General features: G+C 60.6%; 23 protein-coding genes and 2 pseudogenes. 14 read left to right on the forward strand and 11 right to left on the reverse strand.

What is annotated here, in order from left to right; genetic code table 11:
- Positions 1 to 48 precede the first annotated feature (48 nt).
- A complete protein-coding gene (locus VHN57_RS17360) occupies positions 49 to 681 on the reverse strand; it encodes a tyrosine-type recombinase/integrase (protein WP_010338379.1) in 633 nt (210 codons plus the stop codon).
- 189 nt (positions 682 to 870) lie between these two features.
- Between VHN57_RS17360 and VHN57_RS17365 the strand changes: the two genes are divergently transcribed.
- The 7 genes and pseudogenes from VHN57_RS17365 to VHN57_RS17395 all read left to right on the forward strand — a co-directional run bounded on the left by VHN57_RS17365 (position 871) and on the right by VHN57_RS17395 (position 5,991).
- Positions 871 to 1,452, forward strand: coding sequence for an alpha-hydroxy acid oxidase (locus VHN57_RS17365; protein ID WP_423284693.1), 582 nt, complete (start codon positions 871 to 873; stop codon positions 1,450 to 1,452).
- Between the two features lie 70 nt (positions 1,453 to 1,522).
- The gene (gene tnpA, locus VHN57_RS17370) at positions 1,523 to 1,891 is read left to right on the forward strand and encodes an IS66-like element accessory protein TnpA (protein ID WP_270094171.1); all 369 of its coding nucleotides are present in this window, start codon (positions 1,523 to 1,525) and stop codon (positions 1,889 to 1,891) included.
- Entirely contained in the window at positions 1,888 to 2,229 is a 342-nt protein-coding gene (tnpB, locus tag VHN57_RS17375) for an IS66 family insertion sequence element accessory protein TnpB (RefSeq protein ID WP_079731921.1), read from the forward strand. The genes tnpA and tnpB overlap by 4 nt, the downstream gene beginning before the upstream one ends.
- Positions 2,230 to 2,302: 73 nt before the next feature.
- Positions 2,303 to 3,934 (forward strand): annotated as a pseudogene (gene tnpC / locus VHN57_RS17380) (IS66 family transposase); the annotation flags it as partial.
- A gap of 52 nt (positions 3,935 to 3,986) precedes the next feature.
- Positions 3,987 to 5,030, forward strand: coding sequence for an IS110-like element ISShsp1 family transposase (locus VHN57_RS17385; protein ID WP_423283350.1), 1,044 nt, complete (start codon positions 3,987 to 3,989; stop codon positions 5,028 to 5,030).
- Between the two features lie 280 nt (positions 5,031 to 5,310).
- Positions 5,311 to 5,718 carry a hypothetical protein gene (locus VHN57_RS17390; protein WP_270094172.1) on the forward strand — a complete coding sequence of 136 codons (408 nt, stop codon included), beginning with the start codon at positions 5,311 to 5,313 and terminating at the stop codon, positions 5,716 to 5,718.
- 39 nt (positions 5,719 to 5,757) lie between these two features.
- The gene (locus tag VHN57_RS17395; RefSeq protein WP_423286050.1) at positions 5,758 to 5,991 is read left to right on the forward strand and encodes an alpha-hydroxy-acid oxidizing protein; all 234 of its coding nucleotides are present in this window, start codon (positions 5,758 to 5,760) and stop codon (positions 5,989 to 5,991) included.
- A 55-nt stretch (positions 5,992 to 6,046) separates the two neighbouring features.
- On the opposite strand, the gene VHN57_RS17400 is transcribed toward VHN57_RS17395, so the two are convergent.
- The 7 genes from VHN57_RS17400 to VHN57_RS17430 all read right to left on the reverse strand — a co-directional run bounded on the left by VHN57_RS17400 (position 6,047) and on the right by VHN57_RS17430 (position 16,483).
- The gene (locus tag VHN57_RS17400; protein WP_037509343.1) at positions 6,047 to 6,640 is read right to left on the reverse strand and encodes a type IV toxin-antitoxin system AbiEi family antitoxin domain-containing protein; all 594 of its coding nucleotides are present in this window, start codon (positions 6,638 to 6,640) and stop codon (positions 6,047 to 6,049) included.
- Positions 6,641 to 6,642: 2 nt separating this feature from the next.
- On the reverse strand, positions 6,643 to 8,829 hold the full coding sequence (locus VHN57_RS17405) for a TonB-dependent receptor (RefSeq protein ID WP_037509342.1): 2,187 nt from the start codon (positions 8,827 to 8,829) through the stop codon (positions 6,643 to 6,645).
- 128 nt (positions 8,830 to 8,957) lie between these two features.
- Positions 8,958 to 10,286, reverse strand: coding sequence for a sensor histidine kinase (locus VHN57_RS17410; RefSeq protein ID WP_423284698.1), 1,329 nt, complete (start codon positions 10,284 to 10,286; stop codon positions 8,958 to 8,960).
- On the reverse strand, positions 10,286 to 10,960 hold the full coding sequence (locus VHN57_RS17415) for a response regulator transcription factor (RefSeq protein ID WP_010338372.1): 675 nt from the start codon (positions 10,958 to 10,960) through the stop codon (positions 10,286 to 10,288). The genes VHN57_RS17410 and VHN57_RS17415 overlap by 1 nt, the downstream gene beginning before the upstream one ends.
- A gap of 8 nt (positions 10,961 to 10,968) precedes the next feature.
- On the reverse strand, positions 10,969 to 12,375 hold the full coding sequence (locus tag VHN57_RS17420) for an efflux transporter outer membrane subunit (protein WP_029547837.1): 1,407 nt from the start codon (positions 12,373 to 12,375) through the stop codon (positions 10,969 to 10,971).
- Entirely contained in the window at positions 12,372 to 15,491 is a 3,120-nt protein-coding gene (locus VHN57_RS17425) for an efflux RND transporter permease subunit (RefSeq protein WP_037509340.1), read from the reverse strand. The genes VHN57_RS17420 and VHN57_RS17425 overlap by 4 nt, the downstream gene beginning before the upstream one ends.
- Complete coding sequence (locus tag VHN57_RS17430) at positions 15,491 to 16,483, reverse strand: efflux RND transporter periplasmic adaptor subunit (protein ID WP_010338369.1); 993 nt, start codon at positions 16,481 to 16,483, stop codon at positions 15,491 to 15,493. Before VHN57_RS17430 ends, VHN57_RS17425 begins: the two co-directional genes overlap by 1 nt.
- Here VHN57_RS17430 and VHN57_RS17435 point away from each other — a divergent pair.
- Positions 16,482 to 16,691, forward strand: a complete 210-nt coding sequence (locus tag VHN57_RS17435) for a hypothetical protein (protein ID WP_375188707.1) — start codon at positions 16,482 to 16,484, stop codon at positions 16,689 to 16,691. The two genes, VHN57_RS17430 and VHN57_RS17435, sit on opposite strands and share 2 nt — an antisense overlap.
- On the opposite strand, the gene VHN57_RS17440 is transcribed toward VHN57_RS17435, so the two are convergent.
- Positions 16,593 to 16,910: a phosphatase PAP2 family protein gene (locus tag VHN57_RS17440; RefSeq protein ID WP_423286052.1), complete on the reverse strand. Its 318-nt coding sequence runs from the start codon at positions 16,908 to 16,910 to the stop codon at positions 16,593 to 16,595. The genes VHN57_RS17435 and VHN57_RS17440 overlap by 99 nt on opposite strands.
- A 54-nt stretch (positions 16,911 to 16,964) precedes the next feature.
- Positions 16,965 to 18,176, reverse strand: coding sequence for an IS256 family transposase (locus VHN57_RS17445; RefSeq protein ID WP_099231114.1), 1,212 nt, complete (start codon positions 18,174 to 18,176; stop codon positions 16,965 to 16,967).
- Positions 18,177 to 18,341: 165 nt separating this feature from the next.
- On the opposite strand from VHN57_RS17445, the pseudogene VHN57_RS17450 reads away from it, so the two are divergent.
- Positions 18,342 to 18,950 (forward strand): annotated as a pseudogene (locus VHN57_RS17450) (Mu transposase domain-containing protein); the annotation flags it as partial.
- Entirely contained in the window at positions 18,940 to 19,746 is an 807-nt protein-coding gene (istB, locus tag VHN57_RS17455) for an IS21-like element helper ATPase IstB (RefSeq protein WP_069338825.1), read from the forward strand. The pseudogene VHN57_RS17450 and the gene istB, both read left to right, overlap by 11 nt.
- 36 nt (positions 19,747 to 19,782) lie before the next feature.
- Here istB and VHN57_RS17460 read toward each other — a convergent pair whose 3' ends face one another.
- Positions 19,783 to 20,187: a hypothetical protein gene (locus VHN57_RS17460; RefSeq protein ID WP_423284704.1), complete on the reverse strand. Its 405-nt coding sequence runs from the start codon at positions 20,185 to 20,187 to the stop codon at positions 19,783 to 19,785.
- Positions 20,188 to 20,211: 24 nt separating this feature from the next.
- On the opposite strand from VHN57_RS17460, the gene VHN57_RS17465 reads away from it, so the two are divergent.
- The 4 genes from VHN57_RS17465 to VHN57_RS17480 all read left to right on the forward strand — a co-directional run bounded on the left by VHN57_RS17465 (position 20,212) and on the right by VHN57_RS17480 (position 26,290).
- Positions 20,212 to 20,730 carry a hypothetical protein gene (locus VHN57_RS17465; RefSeq protein ID WP_423284706.1) on the forward strand — a complete coding sequence of 173 codons (519 nt, stop codon included), beginning with the start codon at positions 20,212 to 20,214 and terminating at the stop codon, positions 20,728 to 20,730.
- Positions 20,731 to 20,791: 61 nt separating this feature from the next.
- Complete coding sequence (locus tag VHN57_RS17470; RefSeq protein WP_423284708.1) at positions 20,792 to 21,163, forward strand: hypothetical protein; 372 nt, start codon at positions 20,792 to 20,794, stop codon at positions 21,161 to 21,163.
- Positions 21,164 to 21,620: 457 nt separating this feature from the next.
- Positions 21,621 to 23,441, forward strand: coding sequence for a thiamine pyrophosphate-binding protein (locus VHN57_RS17475; protein ID WP_423284710.1), 1,821 nt, complete (start codon positions 21,621 to 21,623; stop codon positions 23,439 to 23,441).
- A gap of 95 nt (positions 23,442 to 23,536) precedes the next feature.
- Complete coding sequence (locus tag VHN57_RS17480; RefSeq protein WP_423284712.1) at positions 23,537 to 26,290, forward strand: type II toxin-antitoxin system ParD family antitoxin; 2,754 nt, start codon at positions 23,537 to 23,539, stop codon at positions 26,288 to 26,290.
- Positions 26,291 to 26,413: the final 123 nt, after the last annotated feature.

The raw sequence follows: 26,413 nt of genomic DNA on the forward strand, positions 1-26,413 counted from the left end.
GTCCCAGCGCCCGTGCCCGGCACGCCCTGGGCACGGGCGCCAGCAGATTCAGATCTCCGTGTTTTCTGCAAGGGCAAGCGCGTCCTCTACGTCGATCCCTAGATAGCGCACCGTGTTCTCAATCTTGCTATGGCCGAGCAGTATCTGAACGGCGCGAAGGTTGCCCGTCGCCCTGTAGATGATCGATGCCTTCGTTCGGCGAAGTGAGTGCGTGCCATACTCGCTCCGCATCAAGCCGACACCTGTCACCCATTCGTCGACAAGCCGAGCATACTGCCGTGTGCTCAGGTGCCCATTGTGATCAACCCGGCTTGGGAAAACATAATCGTCCACTGTTCCGCCCCGGCGTTCGAGCCATGCCAGCAAGCTCGCTCGAGCATCTGGCAGCAGCTCAAATTGAACGGGCCGACCTGTTTTCTGCTGCATGACGATTGCCCGCGTTCGGACCTGCCCGCCGCTTACAAGGTCGCCGATCTTGATCTGCACGAGGTCGCAGCCCCGAAGCTTGCTGTCGATCGCCAGATCGAACAGCGCCCGATCTCGTAGGCGGCGGCGCTGATTGAGGTAGAAACGGATTTCCCAAATCTGCTTCGGTTTCAGCGCCCGCTTGGCGCCCACGGTCCTTCCTGCATTCCAAACCGGGCGCTTGGTGGCGATGAGTTCTGTTTCAGGCATCTCCATGATCGTTCTCCTTTGGCCACATTGGCCTTCTGCAGAACGCTTGCCGACGAGGATGCGCAGGACTTGCTATAGGGCTCGTGCCGACCAACTCAAGACATTTGGCGTCATTGATGTGACCGACAGCTTTTGCCAGGATCCGCCATGCCATGGCTGCTGCCAATATAAAGTCGCCGCCCACCATGCGGAGCTTTGCCATCTGAGCGACATACCCAGAAGGTCAGCACTCTTTCCAGCATTCCTCTCGAGGACATTGCCTGGGCTGCGCATGCCGCGCGCCAGGCCATGGAGCGTGACCAGACGCCGCGGCTCTGGTTCCAGCTCTATTTCCAGGCTGATCGAGGGCATTCGCTTGAACTGGTGCGACGCGCCGAGGCTGCTGGCTATTGCGTCCTCATGGTAACGATCGATGCGGCCATGAAGCGATCCGAATTCGCACTGCCGGAAGGGGTCGAGGTTGCCAATCTCCGTGGAATGCCCCGCAGCGTCCAGAACAGCGCGGCTGCGGGCGGGCAGATCATCTTTGGAACGGCGCTGGCCGACGCCGCACCAACCTGGGACGATATCGCGTGGCTGCGCAAGCAGACCAGTTTGCCGATCATATTGAAAGGCATCCTTTCTCCTGCTGACGCTCGCATGGCACTTGATCATGGCGTTGATGCCATTGTCGTGTCGAACCATGGCGGACGCGTCACCGACGGTCTCATCACGCCCATGAAAGCGCTTCCATCGATCGCGCGTACGATCGATGGAAAATGCGTACCCATCCGGTGAGGCCCGCCTTGTCCGGTGGGTGAACGACCGGTCTTAAGAGCGCTCGTATGAGCGAGCTTAGGAGCGCAGCATGGGGCAGATCACGGTGATGACGGGGCCGGAGCGGCGGCGTCAGTGGCGAGACGAGGAACGGCTCCAGATCCTGGCCGAAGCCTTCGCGCCGGGCGCATGTGTCGCCGACGTAGCCCGGCGGCGGGACGTATCGACCAGCCTCATCTACACCTGGCGGCGCAATCTGCGACGCGAACAAGCCGAACGGACTGCTCTCCCGATGGCAGACATGACCTTTGCCCGGGCGGTCCTCGCCGAGGACGAGAAGGTGGACGGTTGCGATCGCTGCGCCGTGATCACCGTCGAACTAAGCGACGGCCGGCTCGTTCGCATTTCGGCCGAGGCGCCCGCCGGACTGGTAGCGGCGACCTTGAAGGCGCTGCGGTGATCCCAGCGGGCGCGCGGGTGTGGATCGCCATGGGTCACACGGATATGCGCAAAGGGATGCAAGGGCTGGCCTTGCAGGTCCAGCAGGGTCTGAAGCGCGACCCGCACGGAGGCGACCTGTTCGTGTTTCGCGGACGGACCGGATCACTGATTAAGATCATTTGGCACGACGGGATCGGCATGTCCCTCTATTCCAAGCGGCTCGAGAAGGGACGCTTCGTGTGGCCCTCGGCGAAGGACGGGATCGTCTCGCTGACCAACGCGCAATTGTCCTGCCTGCTGGAGGGGATAGACTGGCGTAACCCGCAGTACTCCTGGCGCCCGCAGAGCGCGGGATAGGCCGCGCACTTTCTTCGCTTCCCGAGGCATTTTCGGCTTCAACCCTGGGATGATCTGTGATTCCATGCCCGTCATGGACACGGCCGTATCGCCCCTCCCGGACGACGTCGAAGCGCTCAGGGCGCTGCTGTCCGCCGCGCTCGAACGCGCCGACGATGCCGAAGCGCGCCTCGCCAATGCCATGGCCCGCGAGAGCGCGACCGAGGCGATGATCGCCCACCTCAAGCTGCAGATCGCCAAGCTGCGCCGCGAGCAATATGGCGCCAGCGCTGAGCGCAGCCGCCGGTTACTCGACCAACTTGAGCTACAGTTGGAAGACCTTGAGGCCGATGCCTGCGAGGATGACCTGGCCGCCGAAGTCGCCGCGGCCAGGACCGCCGATGTCGCCGCCTTTGCGCGCAAGCGGCCGAGCCGCAAGCCGTTCCCCGAACATCTCCCGCGCGAGCGTGTCGTCATTCCTGCGCCATGTTCGTGCCCGGCTTGCGGTGGCGCGCGCCTGTCGAAGCTGGGCGAGGACGTGACCGAGACTCTCGAGGTGATCCCGCGCCAGTGGAAGGTGATCCAGACGGTGCGCGAGAAGTTCTCGTGCCGGGATTGCGAGGCGATCACACAGCCCCCGGCGCCGTTCCATGTCGTGCCGCGCGGATGGGCCGGGCCCAGCTTCCTCGCCATGCTGCTGTTCGAGAAGTATGGCCAGCACCAGCCCCTCAACCGCCAGGCCGAGCGCTTCGCCCGCGAAGGCGTCCCGCTCAGCACCTCGACGCTGGCCGACCAAGTGGGCGCGGCGAGCTTCGCCCTGATGCCGCTCTATCTAAGGATCGAGGCCCATGTCCTGGCCGCCCGGCGTTTGCATGGCGACGATACGACTGTGCCGGTCCTGGCCACGGGCAAGACGGATACCGCGCGCCTGTGGGTCTACGTTCGCGATGACCGGCCCTTCGCCGGCAGCGATCCGCCCGCAGCCCTGTTCCACTATTCCCGCGACCGGCGCGGCGAGCATCCTCGGGCGCACCTGGCGTCATGGGCAGGGATTCTGCAAGCCGATGCCTATGGCGGCTACAACGAGCTCTACGCGCCCGGCCGTCAGCCTGCCCCCGTGATCGAGGCGGGCTGCTTTGCACACGCACGGCGCAAGTTCTTCGAACTGGCCGACGTCGAGGCTGCCGCGCGCCGGAAGAGCCGCGGTCAGCGTACCGGCATGATCTATCCGATTGCGCTGGAAGCCGTGCAGCGCCTTGATGCCCTGTTCGAGATCGAGCGTGGCATCAACGGCAAGGCGGCCGAAGAGCGTGTCGCCGTCCGGCAGGACTTCAGCGCGCCACTGATGACGGACCTGCACGCCTGGCTCACTGCCCAGCTCGCGAAGCTGTCGCGCAGCCACGATCTGGCTAAGGCGATAAACTACATGCTCCGGCGCTGGGATGCCTTCACCCGGTTCTTGGGCGATGGCCGGATCTGCCTCACGAACAACGCGGCCGAACGGGCGCTGCGCTGCGTGCCCCTCGGGCGCAAGGCCTGGCTGTTCTGCGGCTCCGATCGCGGTGGACAGCGCGCCGCCGTGCTTTACTCGCTGATCCAGACCGCCCGTCTTAACGATGTCGATCCGCAGGCCTGGCTGGCCGATGTCCTTGCGCGCATCGCAGAGCATCCGGTCAACCGGATCGACGAACTGCTGCCATGTTGGGGTGGACGGCTCCCAACGGCATCGCAATGTGCCAGAGTGAGTACGTTGCAAGACTCAATCAAGGGAGCCGCCCGTGGAGCAAATTACCCGCATAGGCATGGATACGTCAAAGAACGTTTTTCAACTGCATGGCGTCGATGCAGCGGAGAAGGCAGTGCTGCGCAAGAAGTTGATGCGCCGGGAAATGGTTCGGTTTTTCGAAAAGCTGCCACCCACCGTCGTCGCTATCGAGGCATGCGGCAGTTCACATCATTGGGCTCGTCTTCTCGGATCGCTCGGGCATGACGTAAGGTTGATCGCGCCGCAATTAGCGAAGCCCTACGTCAAGCGCGGCAAGAACGACGCGGCGGATGCCGAAGCTCTCTGCGAAGCGGTGAGCCGCCCAACAATGCGCTTCGTTCCAGTAAAGACTGCAGAACAACAGGCGGCGCTCATGTTGGTCGGGGTGCGCGAAAGGCTCATCCAGAAGCGCACCCAGCTCGTCAACGCTATACGAGGGTATGGCGCGGAGTTCGGCATCACTGCGGCGACGGGTGCATGTCGCGTCGTACCGCTTCTCGAGCGCATCGCGGCAGATGAAACGATACCCGAATTGGCGCGCGAACTTTTTGCCCTGCAGGGAAAGGAATATGCGCAGCTCCAGTGCGAGATCGAACGGATCGACGCGAAGCTGATGGAATGGCATCGCAACGACGAATGTAGTCAGCGACTGGCCAAAATTCCCGGCGTTGGGCCTATCGGCGCGACCTTGCTCATGATGAAAACGCCCGATCCGCATCTATTCAAATCCGGTCGGGATTTTGCGGCATGGATGGGCCTGACCCCTAAAGATCACTCGACCGCCGGCAAGACAAGACACGGCGTTATCACTCGCGCTGGTGATGAACTTCTCAGAAGCACGCTCGTGGTCGGAGCTACCGCAGTCGTTCAGCACGCCCGCAATGGGCGAGGTAGGAATCTCACACCATGGCTTATCGGCTTGATTGGACGAAAATCACCTAAGCTCGTTGCGGTTGCCGTTGCTAACAAAGCCGCACGTGTCGCGTGGAAACTCATGGTGAGCGGCGAGCGATACCAATGCGTCGCGCCGCCCGCCCTTACTGCGGTAGCAGCATAAGAATTAGCCAGGAGCGATGAGCAGAATATCAATGCTATCGTACTGAGCTGATCCGTGATCTTGCATGAAGAGAGCAGATGGTGCGATCGATCGATCCGAGGCGTGTGACACTCCGTCAGTTCCAGTGGCCATCACAGGCCGCTGCCGTGTTGGGAACACACACCGCGGAAACCATCTTGGCCAGCGGTCACGTGCGACCGCACCGAAAGGCCGGACATATGGAAGCAAGCGATCCGATCAAATTTTCCGTTCAGCCCTTGCAAGAGGGAGCCGTCCACATATGGAACTGGAAACATTGAGCCAAACCATTAGAAAGCACTCCTTGACGCAAAGAGCCGTACTTGGCGTCTACGTCGCATGCTTTGCCGTTGGCGCTTTCAATCATGGCAGGGATTTTCTCAGCTACGGCGCGCGGCCCTACAACTGGGCTCCGGCCCTGTTGGAAGCATTCTGGTCTGCGCTGCTCTTCCTCGACCTGGCCACTATAGGCCTGCTGCTGCTCGGCAAACTTCGGGTTGGTCTGGCGCTTGCCGTAGCGATTATGATCTCCGACGTCGCTGCAAATTCTTACGGATTCTTCGTGCTTGGCATTCCGGGCTTCAAAGTCGCATTACCACTCCAGGCCGCGTTTCTGGGTTTCGTTCTCGGTTCTGCACCGTTCCTTTGGCCAAACCGCGAAACTGCTTGAGCGCCTGCGGCTCTCACCGGATGCTTACGAAAATGCCCGATCCTTCTCGACAGCGGTGTGCGTACCGGCACGGATGTCCTCAAGGCGATTAGCCTTGGTGCCAGCGCGGTCATGATTGGTAGGCCGCAACTTCATGCCCTCGCGGTGGCAGGCATGGCCGGCGTTGCCCATATGCTTCACATGATACGGGCAGAGTTCGAACTCGCCATGGCGCAAGTCGGCGTGAAATCGCTGGACGAACTTGGTCCTGCTTATGTCACCTCTTCAGACTGATGTGTGAGGCCGGACGAATGTCCGGCCGCATGTTCCTCTAGGCGCGACATATGCACTATCCTCGGCGCTTCGAGGCCGGCGAGGCATAAACGCCGTAGCCCACCCTCTCGATCAAGCCACGCTTGGTCATCTTGCTGACGACCGAGCGAGACACGCCCATTCGGCCGAGATCGGCGATTGTTGCCGTGTCACGATCGCGCAAAACCGCAAAGACAACTGCCTGTTTGGGGGCGCCATATGTGCGATTTATGAGCCGGATCGAACGATCCTGTCGCTTCTTTGCCCGTTGTTCAGGAAGACCTGGGCACCGGGCGACATTACGAAAATCAAGTTTGCCGCCACGCCGGGTCAGGCCTGCTGCGCACGCGTCCAGCAATGCGTGCAGGTGCGCCGGCAGCCCGATGTCCATCGGCGGTATCTGGCGCTGGAATGCTGCTATGCCCCCAAGAAGCCGGATCTCATCCTGGTTCACAAATGGGCTGGACAATGTCGCTATCACGAAGCCTCGCTCGGTGGCGTGTTCACCCAGTGCTGCGAATGCCCGGATAGCGGCCTCTCCGACTTTGGCACTGCTGCCACCACGCAGAAGGCAAATTGCCAGCCGCTCCTCCCTTGTGAAGCGCTTCAAAGGAAGGAAGCGGCTGGACATGGTCAGAACTTCGCGCTGAGGCCGACCTTCACCGCAGTCGGTGAACCTGGCGTGATGTTGTTGTTGCTATGGGCATAGAGATAGTAACGCTTGCCAAGGATATTCTCGACATTCACCTGCAGGCTCAGCTCTGGCGCGATGTCGAAATAGACGGCGCCATCGAGCCGCGTATAGCCGGGCATCGCGACGAAATTGTCGGTCGAGGCGTAGCGCTTGCCCTGGTAGATCACGCCCAGCGCAGCGCCGAGCTGTTCGATCGGATCGAAGCGGGTCCAGAGCGAGGCGCTGTGCTTGGGCATGTTGGGCAGGATGTTCCCTGCCTGGACAGTGCCCGAGACATTGTCGAGGAAGGTGCCGTCGGAATAGGTGTAGGCGCCGACCATGCTGAGCTGCTTGGTAATGCTGCCCGCAGCACTGAGTTCGATGCCCTTGGTGCGCTGCCGTCCGATCGGCACCGTCGGCGAGGCCGCATTATTGGGATCGCTCAGCGCCAGAACATTGTCGCGATCCAGTTGATAGATGGCGGCGGCAAGGTTGAACGTGGGGAGAATGTCCCACTTCGCACCGATTTCGTAGTTCTGGAACTTCTCCGGCGCCAGGCTGGCGTTGGAAAGCGAAAGGCCGGTCAACTGGTCGCCACCACGCGGCTGGTAGGTACGCGAGTAGCTTGCATAGATGGAGGCATTCTCGGCCGGCTTGAAGATGAGGCCGGCGCGCGGAGACCAGAGATTGTCGGTCACGTCATAATATTCGGGAGATATGGTGCTGCCGCTCGTCCGGAAGGCGAGGCTGCGCCGATCGTGCAGCGTGGTCTTGAAATGCTCGTAGCGCACGCCCACGACGATATCGAACATGGGCGAGATGGCGATCTGGTCCTGGACATAGCCGGCCGCGACCTCCGCCACGCCGTTGCTGTTCGTGCTGCTCGAAATCATGGTCCAGCTGGTGGGCAAACGAACATTAGACGCCGAGATCGGCACGGTCACCGAGCTTGCATTGCCTGCAAAACGCCCTTCTTCCCGAATATTGTCGGATTTTTGGTGACCATATTCAGCGCCCACGAGCAGGGTATGCTCAATGGAGCCGGTATTGAAGATCGCATTGAAATCGGTCTGGTTGATGAAATTCTTGCGTTGCGTGGTGGCACGATAGGCCGAGATGCTCACGCTCGTTTCAGCTGCGTTGACCGCGCCGGGGAAGACGTTGGAATAATATTTGTCATAGTCGGCATAGCGGGTGCGGTTGCGGATCGAGACCGTGTCGCTGAACTTATGTTCGATGAACAGCGAACCGGCGTCGGTATTCGTACCGGTAGGGCTCTGGGTCGGATCGCCGAAGAACTGACCGCGCGGCGTGCGAAGCGGGCCAACGATATTGGTCGCCGAAGCGCCGAACCGAGCGGGAACGCCACGATCGGCGACGCGCTCATCCTCGAAATGCTCATATCCAAGCGAAATGGTCGTATCGGGACCAATTTTGAATGAGCCGGTCGGGTTGAAGCCCCAGCGGTTATAGTTGACGCCATCGCGATAGCTGTCGCTGTCCTGATAGACACCGGTCAGTCGGACAGCTGCAAAATCGCTGATCGGCGTGCCCAGATCAAACTGGGCGCGCTTATGCTCGAAGCTTCCGCCTTCCAGTCGGAAGGCACGATGAAGATTCCAGTCCGCAACCTTGGTAACGCGATTGACCACGCCGCCTACGCCGCCCCGGCCGAAGATCATCGCGTTCGGTCCTTTGAAGATTTCCAGCTTCTCGATGTTATAGAGGTCGCGATAGGTCTGGATATCGTCGCGCATGCCATCGACGAAGAAGTCGCCGGTGGTCGAATTGCCGCGGATCACCAGCGTTTCGCGATTACCCTCGCCCTGGGCCGAGAAAACGCCCGGGACATAGCGTATGGCGTCACCGATGCTGTTGGCTGCCTGATCCTCGATCTGCTTGACCGACACCACATTGACCGACTGGGGTACATCGATCAGCGGCGTATCCGTGCGCGTCGCGCTGATGCTGCGGCTGACCTTGTAGGAGCTTTCGGCTTCCCGATCATCGATCGCGGTGTCCGTGACCGTTACGGACCCGAGAACCTGCTCCTGGGCTATTGCGAGTGAGGGGGAGACCAGCGAAAGGAGGATGCCGGGCGCAGTCGACGCAAGCAGCGCCGATCGGAAAATCGCTGAATATTGCAAGGTTAGATCCCCTTCATTTAATGCGAATAGTTATCATTCGCGAGGGGGGTTAGCGCTTCGGTCGGGACGTGCAACTGGCCCAGGGATAAGGTTGGGATGTTGTATATGCCCCCCAATGTTCCGGTAACTTATCGCGCGAGACGAACCTCTACAGCAAAACCGGGCTTGTCCAGAACGGTCGCACAGCCCCCATGGATTTGCGCGACAGCAGAGACAAGGGCCAGGCCCAGACCATGTCCGTCGGTGGTGCGGCTGGCTTCGGTCCGCGTAAAACGGCTGAACAGTCGATCACGCTCGGTTGCCGGAACACCGGGACCATCATCGCAGACTTCAAGAATAACGAAAGCCTCGCTGGCAGTCAGATTGAGCGCGACCGTCGTGCCAGCCGGCGTATGCCGCAGCGCATTATCCAGCAGGTTGGTGATGAGTTGGGACAGCAATCGGGCATCGCCCCGGATGCGAAGCCCCATATGGATGGTGGAATGCAGCGCATGACCTGAAAGCTCGAAATCGGGCGCATAGGTTTCGACCACATCCTCGACCAGATCTCCAAGCGCCAGTTCCTGAAAATCTCGCTTGAGCGTGCCCGCCTCGATTTCGGATATGCGAAGGATGGCCGAGAAGACCTCGAGCAGTTCATGGGATTCTGCTATTGCCGCCTCGATCGCGCGCGTGCGCTTGTCTCCGCTGAAGGCGAGTGCTTCATCCAGACGATTATTCAGGCGCGTCAGTGGCGTTCGAAGGTCATGCGCAACATCGCTCGACACCTGTCGAAGATTCTCGACCAGGGCAGCATTGCGGTCCAGCATATGATTGAGCGACTTGGCGACGCCGTCGAACTCGTTGTCAGATCCGTCCAGCGGCATGCGCTGGGTCAGGTCTCCTCCGATAATGGCCTGGGCCGCATCGTCGAATCGGCGCAATCGACTGCGCGTTACAGCGCCAACGGTCCAGGCGCCCCCGACAGCCAGAAGAAGCATGGCGGCAAATGAGGCCGAAAACAGCTTCAGGATCGTGATGTCCATCTCGTCAATCACCGTGCGATCTGCTGCCACCAGAAGGCGGCTGCCGTCGGGCAGATCGGTGATGAGTGCCTGGGCTATGGCGCAATCCTTCCCGTAGTGCAGTAATTCGAAATATCCTGCCTTTGCCGGAATTTGCGCATCCAGTGCGCCGGCCAGCCGTCGTCCTTGGGGATCGACCAGAATATATCCGAGGCTTGCCGTGCTGTGCCCGGCATCGCGCTGATGAATGAGTTCGGCCAGTGCCGGGGTTCCGCCAGCACCCGCCCGCTCCAGCAAGGCGCTCGTCTCGGTGGCGGTTCGATGGTCCAGTTGCACCTCCATCGCCTCATGGGTCAGCGCATAGGCCAAGAGCCCGATCACAAGCGTCGCCAGAACGAAGGCCAGGCTAACCAGTGCCGTAAGGCCAAAGGTCGTTTTCCATGGGCGGGGCATTAATTGCTCCTGATCATGTAACCCGCGCCGCGAACCGTCTCGATCGCATCGACATCGAAGCCCGCATTCAGCTTCGAGCGAAGCCGACTGAGATGGGTCTCCACGATATTGGTCTTGGGCTCGAAGTCGAAGTCCCATACGCGTTCGAGCAGCATCGTTCGGGTAACCACGCGATGAGAATTGCGCATGAGTTCGGCGAGCAGCGAGAATTCCCGCGGTTGCAAAATGACCTTCTTTCCTCCGCGATGCACTGTGCGCCTGTGAAAGTCGATATCGATGTCGCCAACGGTCAGCCGGGACTGTTCGACTTGCGGTGCCTGCCGTCGACCAAGGGCATTCAAGCGGGCGAGGAGCTCGGAAAAGGCGAAGGGCTTGACCAGATAGTCGTCGGCGCCTGCCTCGAGCCCCTCTACCCGATCCGCTATTCGACCAATTGCGGTCAACATGAGAACGGGCGTGAGGTCGCCGGTCGCGCGCAGCATCTTGAGCAGGGATAGACCGTCCAGTCCTGGCAGCATGCGATCAACGATGATCGCGTCATAATTGCTGTCCGTTGCCTGGAACAGTCCCTCTCGTCCTTCCTCCACAAGGGTCACGGCATGCCCCACTTCCTTGAGGCCTCGGCTGAGGAATTCGCGTGTTTCCCCATCGTCTTCGATAATCAGGATATGCATGCGTTCTTCTACTCCATCACCCTGACCGGATCGAGCGGCTCAGGTGCTCGCTGCCATCCACCGCCCAGCGCACGGAACAGGGAGATATAGGATTGTGCCAGCAGATGATCCGACTGTCCCTTTTGAAGAGCAGCCGTTGCAAGGGTTCGTTCGGCATCGATCACCAGCAATGGCGACGCGTCGCCAATCCTGGCCCGGGCACTGGTTCGACGGGCGTAAAGCCCTGCTGCCTCTCTTGCCCGATCAAGCGCCTGGTTCCGGATGGCTTCGCTTTGTAGGCCTGCAAGTCCGGTTTCGACTTCCCTGAGGGCGCGCAGAACGGCGTTGTCGAACGAAGCCAGCGCAGCGCGTTCGGCTGCCTGCGCCTGCGCGATCTTGGCGCGCGCCGGCGCCTGGTTGGGGAAGGACCAGGAAATTAGCGGTGAGGCACTGGCAGAAAAAGCGCCGGACAGAAGTCCCAATGCGCCGCCCAGCGTGATCCTGGGATAGAGTTCGGCCCGCGCGATGGTGATCTTGGCTGTTGCCGAAGCAAGCTTGCGCTCTGCTTCGCGAATATCGGGCCGACGTGCCAGCAGTGCAGCACCGTCGCCTATTGGCACTTCGCTGCTCGCTCTGGGCAGCAGCGTGCAATCAACCTTGGCCATCTGGGGGGTGGTAGGCGGCAAGCCCTGAAGCGTTGCGAGCCGGAATCTTGCGCTGGCGGCAGCGGCATCGAAAGCCGGGATCGTAGCTCTCGATGCTTCAAGCAGGCTGGCGGCTTGCGCGACCTCAAGGGGAGACACTTCCCCTGCCGACAATTGTTCGCGAACGGCCTTGAGATTGCGTTCCTGCGCATCGACAATCTTGTAGGCCACCGCCCCATTCTGACGCGCCGCACATAGATCGATGTAAGCGAGCACGGTATCTGCCGCCACGGCCACGCGCACACCATCCAGCGCGGCCGCTTGCGCCTGCGCGTCAGCGCGGGCGGCCAGCGCTCCCGCACGCAGCCGACCGAACAGATCGATATCCCAGCTTATGGTTGCTGCGGCATCATAATCACTGCTCGACACATTGGCTGCGCTTGGCTGCCCTGCAGGATTGTCGATCGCTGCGCTGCTTTCGAGGATCGGTTGCGGAAGTCGCGCTGCGTCCGCCTGCCGGGTCGCAGCGCGCGCTGCTTCGAGATTGGCAAAGGCTGCGCGAAGATCGGCATTAGCTGCGAGGCTCGCTTCAACAAGCGCATCGAGTTGGCTGTCATTGAAAAGCTGCCACCAGTTTTCCGGCAAGGGTCGGTCGATCACATGTTCGCCACGCGAAAAGGGAGGCGGAGCCTGGGTAAGGCCCGATGCGGGTGGCGCGCCTTGCTGGGAGACACAGCCGCTTGCCAGGAGTCCAGCAGTCATCAGGCACGCGTGAAGGATGGCCGTTTTCATATTGCTGCTCCCTTCATGCGAGCATCTTGGGGCGAGGGCTCGGCCGGCCCAGCCGCATCCTCGCCGTACCGAGCGTAGAGGGCAGGCATCAGGAAAAGATTGAGGAGCGTGGATGATACAAGTCCACCAAGAATGACGATCGCCATGGGATGTTCGATTTCATGGCCCGGCGCGTTCCCCGCCACGATCAGCGGCACAAGCGCAAGGCCCGCGCAGGCTGCAGTCATGAGGATGGGAACCAGCCGCTCTTCTGCTCCGCGCAGAACAAGCGATGGACCAAAAGCCTCTCCCTCATGAACACGCAAATGGTGATAATGCGACAGGAGCATGATGCCGTTGCGTGCCGCGATGCCGATGACGGTGACGAAGCCGACGAGTGATCCCAGCGACAAGAGGCTGCCGGTGAACGCCACCGCCACAACGCCACCGACCAGCGCGAAAGGAAGGCTGACCGCAACCAGCGCAGTGATCCGGTGAGAGCGGAACTCCATCCACACCAGCACCAATATCCCGACAAGACAGAATAGGCCGGTCGTCCAAAGTCGCTGGCGCGACTCCTTGAGTGCTGCATATTCGCCAAGGACCTTGGCATGATAGCCTTGAGCAAAGCGGGTCCTGGCCACGATGGACTCAACCGCCTGGGCGACTGTGCCCAGGTCCGCACCACTGACGTTGAGCGTCACATCGAGGCGTCGTTGACCATCCTCGCGCTTGATTTCATTGGGAGCAGGCACCACTGCCACGTCCGCCACATCGCGCAGGCGTACCGCACCGCCGTTGGGCGTCTGGATCATCAGATCAGCGAGGGCATGCATGTCGCCTCTGGTCGCTGCCTCTCCCCAGAGCGCCACGTCAAAGGCTTTCTGATCGCGGTAAATCTCGCCAAGCTTCTGTCCGGCAACGAGGGATTGTGCCTGGCGGCGCACCTCGCCCGGCGTCAGGCCGAAGGTTGCCAGATCGCCGCTGCGGGGACGGATGCGGATCTGCGGGACCAGAACCTGCTGCTCGACCTTGAGGTCCGCTACGCCTTCCACTCCGGCTACCTGTTGCTTGATCCGGTCCGCAGCAGCACGAAGCTCATTCTGATCGGGGCCAAAGATCCGCACCACAACCGTCGCGCTTGCACCGGACAGAACTTCCTTGATCCGTTCGCGCAGATAGGTGAGCACATCCCGGAAGAGCCCAGGATAGCCTTCTATCACCTCCTTGATCCTGGCCACGCTGCCGTCATAGTCCGCCTTCTCGTCGAGACTTATCCACAACTCGGTGAAGTTCGGGCCGACCACCTCGTCGGCCGCTTCCGCCCGCCCGATATGTGCGCCGAAATTACGGACGCCCGGGATCGCACGAAGCTCCTTGGAAACCCGGATGGTGATCCGATCCATGGCTTCGATGGAGGCTCCGGGTTTTTCGAGCCAGTGCATGAGGAAATCGGTTTCGCGGAATTCCGGCAGGAACTGATCCTTGAAAGTCGCATAGCCAACACCCGCCAGAAGCAGGCCCGCTCCGATCACGATCATAACCGCACGCGGTGCGGCAATGATACGAGGCAGCATTGCTCCATAACGCCCCTTGAGCGCTCGTACGAAACGCGTGTCACCTTCATGTTTGACCGGAGCATTGGGTAGCAGAAACAGGCAAAGGGCAGGGGTTACGACGAGCGCAACCAGCAGCGATGCTGCGATCGCCAGGACATAGGCAATGGCGAGCGGCTGGAAGAATGTGCCCGCGACCCCGCCCAGGAAGAAGATGGGGAGAAAGACCAACATCACGATCAGCGACGCGAAAACCACCGCAGAGCGCACCTCTAGCGACGCTGCCAGTACGACTTCGAATGGCGTCCTGGGATTATCGGCCTCGCGGTTGAGGCGGAGCCGCCGGGCAATATTCTCGACGTCGATGATGGCATCGTCGACGACCTCTCCAAGCGCGATCACCAGACCGGCAATAACCATGGTATTGATGGTCGCCCCGCTCCAGAGCAGGACGAGCCCGGCACCGAGCAACGACAGGGGAATGGCGACCAGACTGATAATCGCCTGCCGCCAGTCCCGGGTAAAAAGAAACAGAACGACCGCCACGAGGAAGCAACCAATCGCGAGTGCGCGGGTGAGATTGTCGATCGAGCGTTCGATGAAGGTCGCAGGTCGGAAGATGCTGCTGTCGACCTTGACGTCCTGCAAACCGGGCTTGAGCTCCTCCAGGGCAGCTTCGACCGAGCGCGTGAGTTCGAGAGTGTTGCCTGTCGGCTGCTTCTCTACGATGAGCATGATGCCTGGCCCATCATCAATGATCGCGTTCCCGATCGGCGCGGCATAGCTCTCGGTCACCCGGGCAACATCGCCTACGCGGATCGGTGCATCGCCGGTCAATTTGACGACAGTCCGAGCAAGGTCGTCGGCTGTTTGAACGGCGCTTGGCTGCTGCACCGCGAGGCGCTGATTGGCGTTGTCGACAAAGCCGCCGCCTCCCACCAGGACGGCATCACCGGTTGCCAGGCGCAGTTCGTTGAGAGTGACCCCAGCCGCACGTAGCTTGTCAGGGTCGACGAGAACCTGAAGCTGACGATCGCGCATGCCCCACATGGCGACATTGGCGACGCCAGGCACGAACATCAGCCTGGGTCGAATAGTCCAGCGAACCAGTTCGGACAGTTCCATCTGATCGAGCTTTTTCGAGGAAATGCCGATCTTCATGGCGCGGCTGGTCGACGAAAGCGGGGCCAGCATGATCGGAGGGCGTGCGGCAGCAGGCAGTCGAGCCTGTGCCTGGGTAACCCGCTCCTGCACCATCTGCCTTGCACGGAAGACATCCGCGCCGCGCTCCAGGAGAAGGACCACGGACGAAAGACCCAGGACCGACTTGGACCTCAGCGTGGCTATACCAGGCACGCCATTCACCTGGGTTTCGATCGGAACGGTAATGAGGCTTTCGACTTCCTCCGTCGAGAGCCCTGGCGCTTCGGTCTGAATCTCCACGATCGGCGGCGCAAATTCTGGAAAGACATCCAGCGGCACATCGGTCGATGCCCGCAGTCCGAGCACGACCAGGATAGCGGCAAGAACAAGAACGATGACGCGCTGCTGAAGTGCGCTGCGGACGAGCCAGGCGAGCATCAGTGCGCCACTCCGAATTCGGTGCCGAACAGTTCCATGGCGCCGACCGAAACTACCTGTGCTTCAGGCGCCAGGCCGCGGATGACGACAGCGCCATCCTGCCCGCTCGACAGGGCTTCGATGCGCTGCCGGATGAAATTGCCCGGCGCCGTCTGGAGATAGACCCATTCTCCGCCGTAAATGTCCCGCACGATCGCACTGGCTGGGACGGAAAGCCCTTCCTGGGTCTTGCCGAGGGGAAGTCGAATGCCGACGCGCTGTCCCACGCGCCAGAATTGGTCGCTATTATCGAGCGCATAATAGAGGTCGACCGTACCAGCTACTGCATTGGCCGACGGCGGGGCTTGAACCGGTGTCCCTTTGCGTCCTCCCTGCGTTGTTCCCAGGGGCGCGACGATGATGGATGCATTGCGGTTGATGGCAGCAACATCTGTGCCGGCGACGGAAACGCGGACCCAGAGACGTGACTGGTTGCCCAACGACGCAACCGCGGGCCCGAGCAAGCGTCGTTGCTCGATCGCAACCTGGGCCTGGGCCTGGGCTGTTGCGAGCGCTGCCGCAGCCTCGTCCCGCGCCCTGACGCTTCCAGCTTCTTCTGCAACGAGCCTGCTGGCGCGTTCCAGCGCAATGCGCGCGAGCCGAACCTGCGCGCGCGTCCGCTCGACCTCGCCGTCGGCGCTCGCCTGGCTGGCACCAATTTGTGCCAGATTGCTGAGAGCACCGGTGGGTACGCCACCAGTCCCATTGGGAACGACGATTTCGCCGCTCGTTTCTCGCGCCAGCGCAGCCGTTCCCGCACCAACCCTGGTCGTCTCGATGCCGAGCCTTTTTACAGCTTCGGGCTTCAGCGTCAGCCTGACCAGTTCGGTCTCATGCGCGACAACCTCACCATGGGATGGAGGCGAAGAAGACTGCTTGCCCTGCTGACTGCAGGCGCCGAGCATTACGAGCGCGCTCAATGGCAGAAATAGGAGAGAGGTCGTTCGGATCATGCTGCTCACCGATAAATGGATCGGTTCGAGCCCTATCGAACTTGTCTGGCGTCCAAATCTCGCCAACTATACCATTTGTCCATCTTTGCTGGAAAAGTGGCTACAGCCCTCAAAATCGCAAAGCCATTGCAATCCCGCCCCCCTGCCCATCGCTCCAGGGAAGCATTCGAATATTGTTGTTGCGCCTGGTCGTGAGAAGCAGGCCTGATGCTTCGCCCAGAAGGGCCCCGGCAGCGACATCATACCAGTGATGTTTGGTACCCTGGACACGAGAGATTCCGACGATGGTCGCAACCAGATGGGCTGGAAGCCCGACTTTCCAGCCGTAGCGGTTCTGGAGCGTTGCAGCTGCCGCAAAGGAAGTGGCGGTATGGGTGGACGGAAAGCTCCGCCGGTCGCTGCCATCCGGGCGGGTTTCGGGAAAGATAGGTCACGTCCGTCAATGTGGTGTAATTTCGGTGCTGGCCATCGGGCTGCATTTTCAGGCGGCCTTGGGTGTAATCTGTAGCGGCTGAACCTCCTCGGTTATGGGTGTGGCAAGGGCGGCCATGCCCTCGATCTGCATGTAGCGGTGCTGGAGCTGGTATTCATCGTTCTGCTCGAGCAGGACGGCACCGACGAGGCGGATGATGCTGTCCTCGTTCGGGAAGATGCCGACAACATCGGCGCGGCGCTTCACTTCCTTGTTCAGGCGTTCCAGCGGGTTGGTGCTGTGAAGCTTGACCCGGTGCTGCTCGGGGAAGGTCATGTAGGCGAGCACGTCGTGCTCGGCATCGTCCATGCAGGCGCCGAGCTTGGGCCATCTGGCGCGCAATTGATCGGCGACCTGACGCCAGACCTGAGTTGCGGCCGCATGATCGGGCTGGAGGAAGACTTGGCGGATCGCAGCAGCAACAACCGTGTTTTGGCCCTTGGGCACGTAGGCGAGCGCGTTCCTCATGAAGTGGACGCGGCAGCGCTGCCAGGTGGCGCTGAGCACGCGGGTGATCGCTGCCTTGAGGCCCTCGTGGGCATCGGAGATGACCAGCTTCACGCCGGTCAGGCCGCGGCGGGAGAGGTCCTTGAGGAAGCTCGACCAGAAGGGCTCGGCTTCGGAAGGGCCGATGTGCAGGCCGACGATCTCGCGCTTGCCCTCAGTGTTGACGGCGACGGCGATTATCGCGGCGACACTGACGATCCGTCCCCCCTCGCGCACCTTGAGGTAGGTGGCATCTAGCCAGAGGTAGGGCCAGTCACCGGCGAGCGGGCGCTTGAGGAAGGCATGGACGCGCTCGTCGATGTCTTTGCACAGCTTTGACACGGAGGACTTGGATATCCCGGTCATGCCCATCGCCTGCACCAGCTCATCGACGCGCCGGGTGCTGACCCCGGCAATCCACGCCTCCTGGATTACTGCGACCAGCGCCTTCTCAACAGTCTTGCGCGGCTCCAGGAAGCCGGGGAAGTAGGCGCCGGTCCGCAGCTTGGGGATCTTGAGGTTGAGCGTGCCGAGCCGGGTATCGAGACTGCGGTCGCGGTAGCCATTGCGCCAGGTCGTGCGTTCGCCCGATCGTTCATGGCGGCCAGCGCCGACCAGGCCGTCGACATCGGCCTCCATAATGATCTGCAATACGCTCTCGGCGATCGTACGCAGGAAATCTCCATCTCCGGTCTTCGCCATCAGTTCGGCAAGCGGTAGTCTGTCGTCGGTCATCGGGATCAACTCCTCGGTGGGCGTGTGAAGTGTGGTAACTCCACCTTACCGATGAGCCCGGTGGCCACCGAGTTCGAAATCGCATGGGGTTGGGCATGCCCAACCCCATGCGATCACCTCAATCTACACCGGAAATTACACCACGAGCGCGGACGCTAACTTGCGGGCAGGCCCTTCGATGGTTTTGTGGAATATCGCAAACGGGTATCGCCGACCTGCCTCATCCACTTTGAGCGCAATCGCTACAGCGTACCGGCCTCTTTCGCCAATCGCACTGTCAGCCTGCGCGTCTATCCTGATCGCTTCCAGGTCGTCGCCGAGGGGCAGCCAATCTGCGCACATCAGCGCATCATCAACCGCTCTCACGACGGTCCAGGTCATACGGTTTATGACTGGCGCCATTATCTGGCGGTCGTGCAGCGCAAACCCGGCGCCCTGCGCAACGGAGCGCCCTTCCTTGAGCTACCCGATGCGTTCCAGCGTCTGCAGCGACATCTGTTGCGCAATCCCGGCGGCGACAGGGAAATGGTCGAAATACTGGCGCTGGTTCTTCATCATGATGAGCAACTGGTGCTGACGGCGGTCACCATGGCGCTGGAGGCTGGCGTTCCGACCAAGACCCATATCCTCAATCTGCTCTATAGGCTGGTCGACGGAAAACCGATCTCCACGCCGCCGGTGACGGCGCCCCAGGCGCTCAAACTGGTCAGCGAGCCGATGGCCAATGTCGAACGCTATGATGATCTGCGCAAGGAGAAGCGTCATGCGTCATGACCCTGCCAGCGGCGCCATCGTCGTCATGCTCCGCAGCCTCAAGATGCATGGCATGGCGCAGGCCGTCACCGATCTCATGGAACAGGGATCTCCAGCCTTCGAAGCCGCCATCCCGATCCTCTCCCAGTTGCTCAAAGCCGAGACAGCAGAACGGGAGGTTCGGTCTGTGGCCTATCAGCTCAAGATCGCGCGCTTCCCTGTCTATCGCGATCTGGCCGGCTTCGACTTTACCAGTAGCGAGGTCAATGAAGCTCTAGTGCGTCAGTTGCATCGCTGCGACTTCATCGACATCGCCGACAATATCGTGCTGGTCGGCGGTCCTGGCACCGGCAAGAGCCATGTGGCAACGGCGCTGGGCATCCAGGCCATCGAACATCATCGAAAGCGCGTCCGCTTCTTCTCGACGGTCGAACTGGTCAATGCGCTCGAGCAGGAAAAAGCACAGGGCAAGGCCGGTCAGATCGCCAATCGCCTCCTGCACTCCGATCTCGTTATCCTGGATGAGCTTGGATATCTGCCGTTCAGTGCTTCAGGTGGCGCGCTGCTCTTCCATCTGCTGAGCAAACTCTACGAGCGCACCAGCGTCATCATCACCACAAACCTGAGCTTCAGCGAATGGGCCACCGTGTTCGGCGACGCCAAAATGACCACGGCGCTTCTCGATCGGCTTACCCATCACTGCCACATCCTGGAGACCGGCAACGATAGCTTCCGCTTCAAAAACAGCTCTGCCAAGCAGGCCAGAACCCAAAGGAGAAAACCACGGGTTGACCCACCCATGACACCCGAAACATAATCCGCAGACGGGTCACTTCTCGATGGAAAACCCGGGTCACTTCTCAGTGGAAATCAACAGATCGATGTTGGTGAACTTTCTGCGCGCGGCAATCGCTGGACGGAAACTCCGAACACCGAGCGCACGTTCGGGCTGATCGCGAAGAAGGAGACGGACGCACTCTACCTCGAGCTTCTGAATTTCGATCAGCGCCTGACGCTCGATCGCGTAGCACGCAAAGGCGATTTCAGTCATCTTCCGACACGTGCGGCTGCTATTAGCGCGACGCAGATTCTGGTTCAGAAGGCCGCACTCGATCTCGACGTCGCGTCCGATGAGTTCGAGGCGCTTGAGCCGCGATTGCGCGAAGGCAAGCCGATGCTGCAGATTGCGGATTCCCTGATCAATGGCTCGGGTCTGAGCCGACGTCTGGGAGACGACCGGAGCGACGGAACGCCCCATGTCGTGCATTTGATTCGGGAGACGTTGAAGGACGAGACCACCTGGCCTCTGGTCGACTTTCTTCGTGTCGATGAGGACGGCAACCACGCTGCCCGATGTCAGACGTCATGCTATCGTTGCATCCAGCGGTATGGCAACCGTTCCTATCATGGTTTGCTCGACTGGCGTCTTGGCCTTTCCTACCTCCGGGCGTTGGTGGATCCCAGCTACAGCGCCGGTCTCGACGCCAAGGATCAAAGCTATCCTGAGACGGTCGGTTGGCACGATCGGGCATTCGCGCTCGCCAAGGCGGTGGCGGGAATGCGGCCAGACTCGCTTGTGGCCGAGATACACGCTCCGTCCAAACTTCCTGCGTTGCGGGAGCGGCACAAGGGCGGGGATACATTTCTCATCGTCCACCCGTTGTGGCGGGTCGATGGTGCCTTCGGGGAAAAGCTAGCATCAGGGTGCGAAGTGAAGTTCCTCGATACGTTCAACCTTGAGCGTCGTCCGCTTCGTGCGATCGAAATGGCTCAGGCTGCTGCGACTGCACCATCGAGCTGATGAATGTTGATACGACGGTGCGCAAACACCGTCGTATCGTCTCATATGAGCTGGGTACGTTATGGCGGATAAGTCAAAGTATTATTATCAGGCACGCGGCTTCAGCATTTATTATTTCGCGAACGCAGCCTTTAATATCGTGCGCGACAGTCATTCATACATTCGCGGCATCGAATACATGCTGGGAGATATGCGAACCCTCGCTTTGATGAGACCGTTCCAAAAATTTACGAATCTTCATAATTTCTTGTCGGATCTCATCCGTGAGATTGTGGAGGAGGATGTAGGTCAGCTTGATGAAGGCGAGCCACGCCTGCTTGTGCAGTTTCTTTCCACCTATGACGTTCCGTTCGCCTCCATTGACGTCGTGGACGAGGACAAATTTTACGACTTCACATCAGGGTGCGCCTTTGCTCTTCCAGAGCATGCGTAGCATTTTCGAGCCTGCTCCGACTGGGCTTTGGTTTGGGCTTCGCTCGCACCAGGCTGGGAGCCACGCTGTTCCCGTCCTGCCCTTTTCGCCCCGACTTGGCGCGGCGCGGCCGAGGGGCGCCCGCAGCCGCGAGGTGCTGCGCTGGCGTGCCGCGAGGCGCCCGGATGACCTTGCCTGGCTGTGCGAGCGCCGCCTTGGTGAGTTGCGGATCCGTGACTATCTCAGCCATGCCGCTGGCGAACAGGTTCGACCTCGCTCCCCATGCCTCCAGCGCAGCCTTCTGGCTTTTAGCAGCGACATAGGCATCCTCAAATCCGGCCGAGGTTCGAAAGACTTTGAAAGGACGCTGGGCCATCCCCGCACAACGCAGGTCGAGGGCTGCCGGTCCCACGCTCAAAAGGCATTATCACAATCACAGTCTGACGCATGAGGACCGGGATCGACCTGCAAATAGCCCATGACCCTCCGATCATCGGCAAGATCGCATGACAACGCAGTTGATCGATGGCGGAACATCCTGAAGCACAAGCCGTCTCCTTGGTACCCCTCACAAGGAGAAGCCATGATGTCGATGACCGTTGCCGAACTTTTGGTGCAGACCCTCGGCCAGATTGGCGCCCATCAGGTCTTCGGCATCGTAGGGGACGCGCTTAATCCCTTTACTGACGCTATCCGCCGCCAGGAGGTCGTCCGGTGGATTGGTGTCAGGCATGAGGAAGGTGCCGCTCTGGCGGCTACCGGCCAGGCGAAGTTGACTGGCAGGCTCGGGGTATGTTGCGGCACGACTGGTCCCGGCGCCAATCATCTGGTGTCCGGGCTATATGAAGCGCGCAAGGATCACGCGCCGGTGCTCGCCATTTCCGGCGGCGTCGCATCTGCCAAGCGTGGTACGGATTATTTGCAGGAGGATGATCCTGTAGCGCTGTTTGGCGACGTCGCGGTTTATAGCGAGATCATTGCGTCTCCCCAGCAGGCAGCCTCCGTGATCCACCAGGCTATAGCGCAGGCCTATGGCAATCGGGGCGTCGCGCATATCTCGATTCCGCCGGACATTTTTTCTGCGAAGGTCACCGCGTCCGTGCCGAGCATCGCCACGCTGCGGCCGCGGCCCGAAGTAGCGCCGGCAGCCGAGGACGTCGCAGGAATAGCTGCGCAAATCGGCGAGGCGACCAAGGTCGCCGTCCTGTGCGGCCATGGCTGCCATGGCGCCGCAGCCGAACTCAGCGCCTTGTCGGACAGGCTCCACGCTCCCCTTGTCCACACCTATCGTGGCAAGGACATTCTCCCCTATGATGACCCGCGCTGGATCGGTGGTGTCGGTCTCATCGGAGGTCGTCCCGGTGTCGATGCTCTTGCCGATGCGGATCTTCTACTCATGCTGGGGACCGACTATCCCTATTCGGAATTTCTCCCCAAGGACGTAAAAACCATCCAGATCGACGAGCGCGCCTTTGCCCTTGGACGGCGGACGCCGGTCACGCTCGGCGTGGTGGGTTCGGTCAGGCCCGCTTTGCGCCTGTTGCTCGACCGCCTGCCGCAACGGTCCGACACGCATTTCCTGGATAAGGTCAACGCCGACCGCGCAGCCTGGAACAGGATGCTCGATGAAAAGGCTGCTCTCGACCGGTCACATGACAAGCTTCATCCGCAGGTCGTCGCCCGGGCGATCAGCGACCGGGCAAGCGACAATGCCATCTGGGTGACAGATACTGGAGAGGTGACCTTGTGGGCGTCGAACTGGTTGCGCCAGTCGGGCCGTCAGCAAATTACCGGCTCATTCAACAATGCGGCGGTCGGCACAGGGCTTGGCATTGCCAATGGCGCGCAGGCGCTGGACCTGCAACGCCAGGTGATATTGCATGTGGGCGATGGCGGTTTCACCATGCTACTCGGCGAATTCATGACCGCGGTAGAGCATGCGCTTCCAGTCAAGATCGTCGTCTATGACAACAGCGGCTGGGGCCTTGTCCATCTGGAAATGGAGGGGGCTGGCGTGCCCCCATCGCCTGGCTCCGTTTTCCCGAACATGGATTACGCCGCCTTTGCGCAGGCGTGTGGCGTTCAGGGATTTCGCGTTGAAAAGCCTGCCGAGCTTCCGGCTGCGGTCGACCGCTGGCTAGGGGCAGAGGGGCCGGCCATCCTTCATGCCATCGTCAATCCTGATGAGATACCCGCGATGCCCCACATTGAGCCGGGCCAGGCGGCGCGCTTTGGCATTTCCAAGCTCAAGCAGGCCATCAATAGCCTTTCACCATTTAGGCGCTCACCGCCGCAATAGCCGCTATGATGAAGATGCCTACATCGGTTTCTTGGCAGACTCGGCGGCATCAGGAGAGGAAGCTATTTCCCTGATTTCGATCAATGTGCCATTTGTTGACACACTCCTGTGCTGTCGCCATCCCCGCTGCCATGCCCAATCGCCTTTCCCGGAATGTCTCCCTCACCGCCGAGCTTGATCGCTTCATCGAAGCCCGACTTGAAGCTGGCGAATATGGCAATGCCAGTGAAGTAGTCCGCACTGCGCTCAAGCTCCTGCGAGAACGGGAAGACGTTGCATCCACCGACCCATTCTGGTGGCTGAAGGGCCGCGGAGAATCGATCGACCTTATGCGTCGGGTGGACTGGGCGTCAACGCAGCTTGGCACTCCGTCGCGCTGGTCGGCACAGTTGCGCGCTACGGTCAACAATGTGCTGAACTCGCCAGTGCCAAAAGTCCTCATGTGGGGACCCGAGCATGTCATGATCTACAATGACGGCTATGTCGCCATTGCAGGCGATTATCACCCTAAGGCGATGGGCGGGACCGTTCCGGGGATCTGGCCGGAAATCTGGGACTTTAATAGACAGATTCTGGCGTCCGGCTTTGGCGGTGAGGTGGTTTCCCACCTTGACCAGCCCATGATTCTCAATCGCTACGGCACGCCTGAAGAAGTGATCTTCGATCTCTTCTACACGCCAATCTATGATGAGGACGGCAAGGTCGGCGGGGTGATGTGCACCGTCATCGAGAATACCGAAAAGGTCGAAGCGCAGCGGGCGCTGGCCAAGAGCGAGTCCGAGTTGCGCATCATCACGGATTCGCTGCCGGTTCTTATCTCTTATGTTGATGCGGATCATGTCTATCGCTTCGCCAACAGCTTCTACGAGGATTGGGTTGGCAAACCGCCATCCGAAGTCATTGGTCGCCATGTGAGGGACGTCGTTGGCGAAAAGACATATGTGGCCCGCCTGCCGCTGATCGAGCGGGCGATGGCGGGCGAATGGGTGGTGGCCGATACCACCATGCCCCATCGTTCCGGCGAGGACCGGGCAGCAGAAGTGCGTTATATCCCCCGGATCGAGGCAGACGGCTCGGTTGCGGGCTTCCATGTGCTGGTCTTCGATATCGAGGATCGCGTCCGGCGCGAAGCGGCCCTTGAACGTCAGGTCCAGCATCGTGAACGGGCGGAGGAGCAACTGCGCCATCTCAACGAGACGCTCGAAACCCGTGTGGTCGAAGAGATGGCAGAGCGGCGCCAGGCCGAGGCGATCCTGGCGCAATCGCAGAAGATGGAGACGATCGGCCAGTTGACCGGCGGCGTCGCCCACGATTTCAACAATCTTCTCCAGGTCGTCTCCGGCAATCTTCAGCTGCTGGCGCGCGACATTGCCGGCAACGAAAAAGCCGAGACCCGGGTTGCCAACGCCATGGCTGGCGTAACCCGCGGCGCCAAGCTCGCTGCCCAATTACTCGCGTTTGGACGTCGGCAGGCACTTGAACCCAAGGTCGTCAACGTGACGCGCTTCGTGCGCGACATGGATGACATGCTCCGCCGTGCAATCGGCGAGGGCATCGAAGTCGAAACGATCGTGGGCGGCGGGCTCTGGAACACGTTCGTCGATCCTGCGCAGGTCGAAAATGCCTTGCTCAACCTTGCCATCAACGCCCGCGATGCGATGGAAGGCCAGGGCAAGCTTACGATAGAATTGGGCAATGCCAGCCTCGATGACGAATATGCCCGCAGCCATAGCGAGGTCGCACCCGGCCAATATGTGATGCTGGCCGTCACCGATACTGGCAGCGGCATACCGCCGGAAATCATCGAAAAAGTTTTCGATCCATTCTTTTCAACCAAAAGCGAGGGCAAGGGCTCGGGTCTTGGCCTCTCCATGGTCTATGGCTTCGTCAAACAGTCGGGCGGACATGTCAAAATCTACTCGGAGGTCGGCGAAGGCACGACCATAAAGCTCTATTTCCCTCGTTCCGTCGAAAATGAGGATCTCGAGGTCGAATTGGACAGCGGTCCGATCCGCGGCGGCAGCGAGACAGTTCTGGTCGTCGAGGATGACGACGCCGTCCGTGCCACGGTCGTCGAGATGCTGAATGATCTTGGCTATGGCGTCCTCAAAGCAGTCGATGCTTCGAGCGCGCTCAGCGTGATCGAGAGCGGCATCCAGATCGACATGCTGTTCACCGACGTCGTCATGCCGGGCCGGCTCAAGAGCGCGGAACTCGCCCGCATGGCGCGCGAACGGCAGCCGGACATCGCCGTGCTGTTCACCTCGGGCTATACGGAAAATTCCATCGTCCATGGCGGTCGCCTCGACGCAGGCGTGGAATTGCTCTCAAAGCCCTATTCGCGCGACGCGCTCGCACGGAAGTTCCGCCATGTGCTGGCCAACCAGCGTCAGCGCAACCTCGCCCGCACGATGTCCGCTCGCCCGGCGCCGGACGACAAGCCGGAGCGCCGCAATGCGCTTGCGCTGATCGTGGAAGATGATGCGATCATCCTGGCAAACACCGCCGAACTGGTAAAGGATCTCGGCCTGACTGTCATCGAGGCGCTGAGCGCTGAGGATGCTGTTTCAGCGCTTCAGACGACCCATGTCGATGTGCTGATCACCGATGCGAACCTGCCGGGAATGACAGGCCCCGATCTTGCGGCGATAGCTCGTCAGATGTTGCCTCATATCGGCATCATCTTCGCAACAGGTGACACGCAGCTCGACTATGATCGGTCCGCGCCAAAAACGGTGCTGCTCGCCAAGCCCTATGATGGCAAGGCGCTTTCGCAGGCTATTGCGGAGGTGGGTATCGACCCGATTTCGGTCCACATTCGAACCTCAAAAAGCAGTTCGAGCGACTGAACAAGCACAGGGCGCTGATCTCGATCAAGACGAAAGCCGTCGTTCATCCGCGGGACAAATGCTATGTCTGCTGACAGGATCAAAAGCCCCTTCGATCTGCGTCATGACAAATCGAAGGGGCAG

Source organism: Sphingobium salicis subsp. salicis (assembly GCF_049472635.1).
GTDB lineage: Bacteria > Pseudomonadota > Alphaproteobacteria > Sphingomonadales > Sphingomonadaceae > Sphingobium > Sphingobium yanoikuyae_A.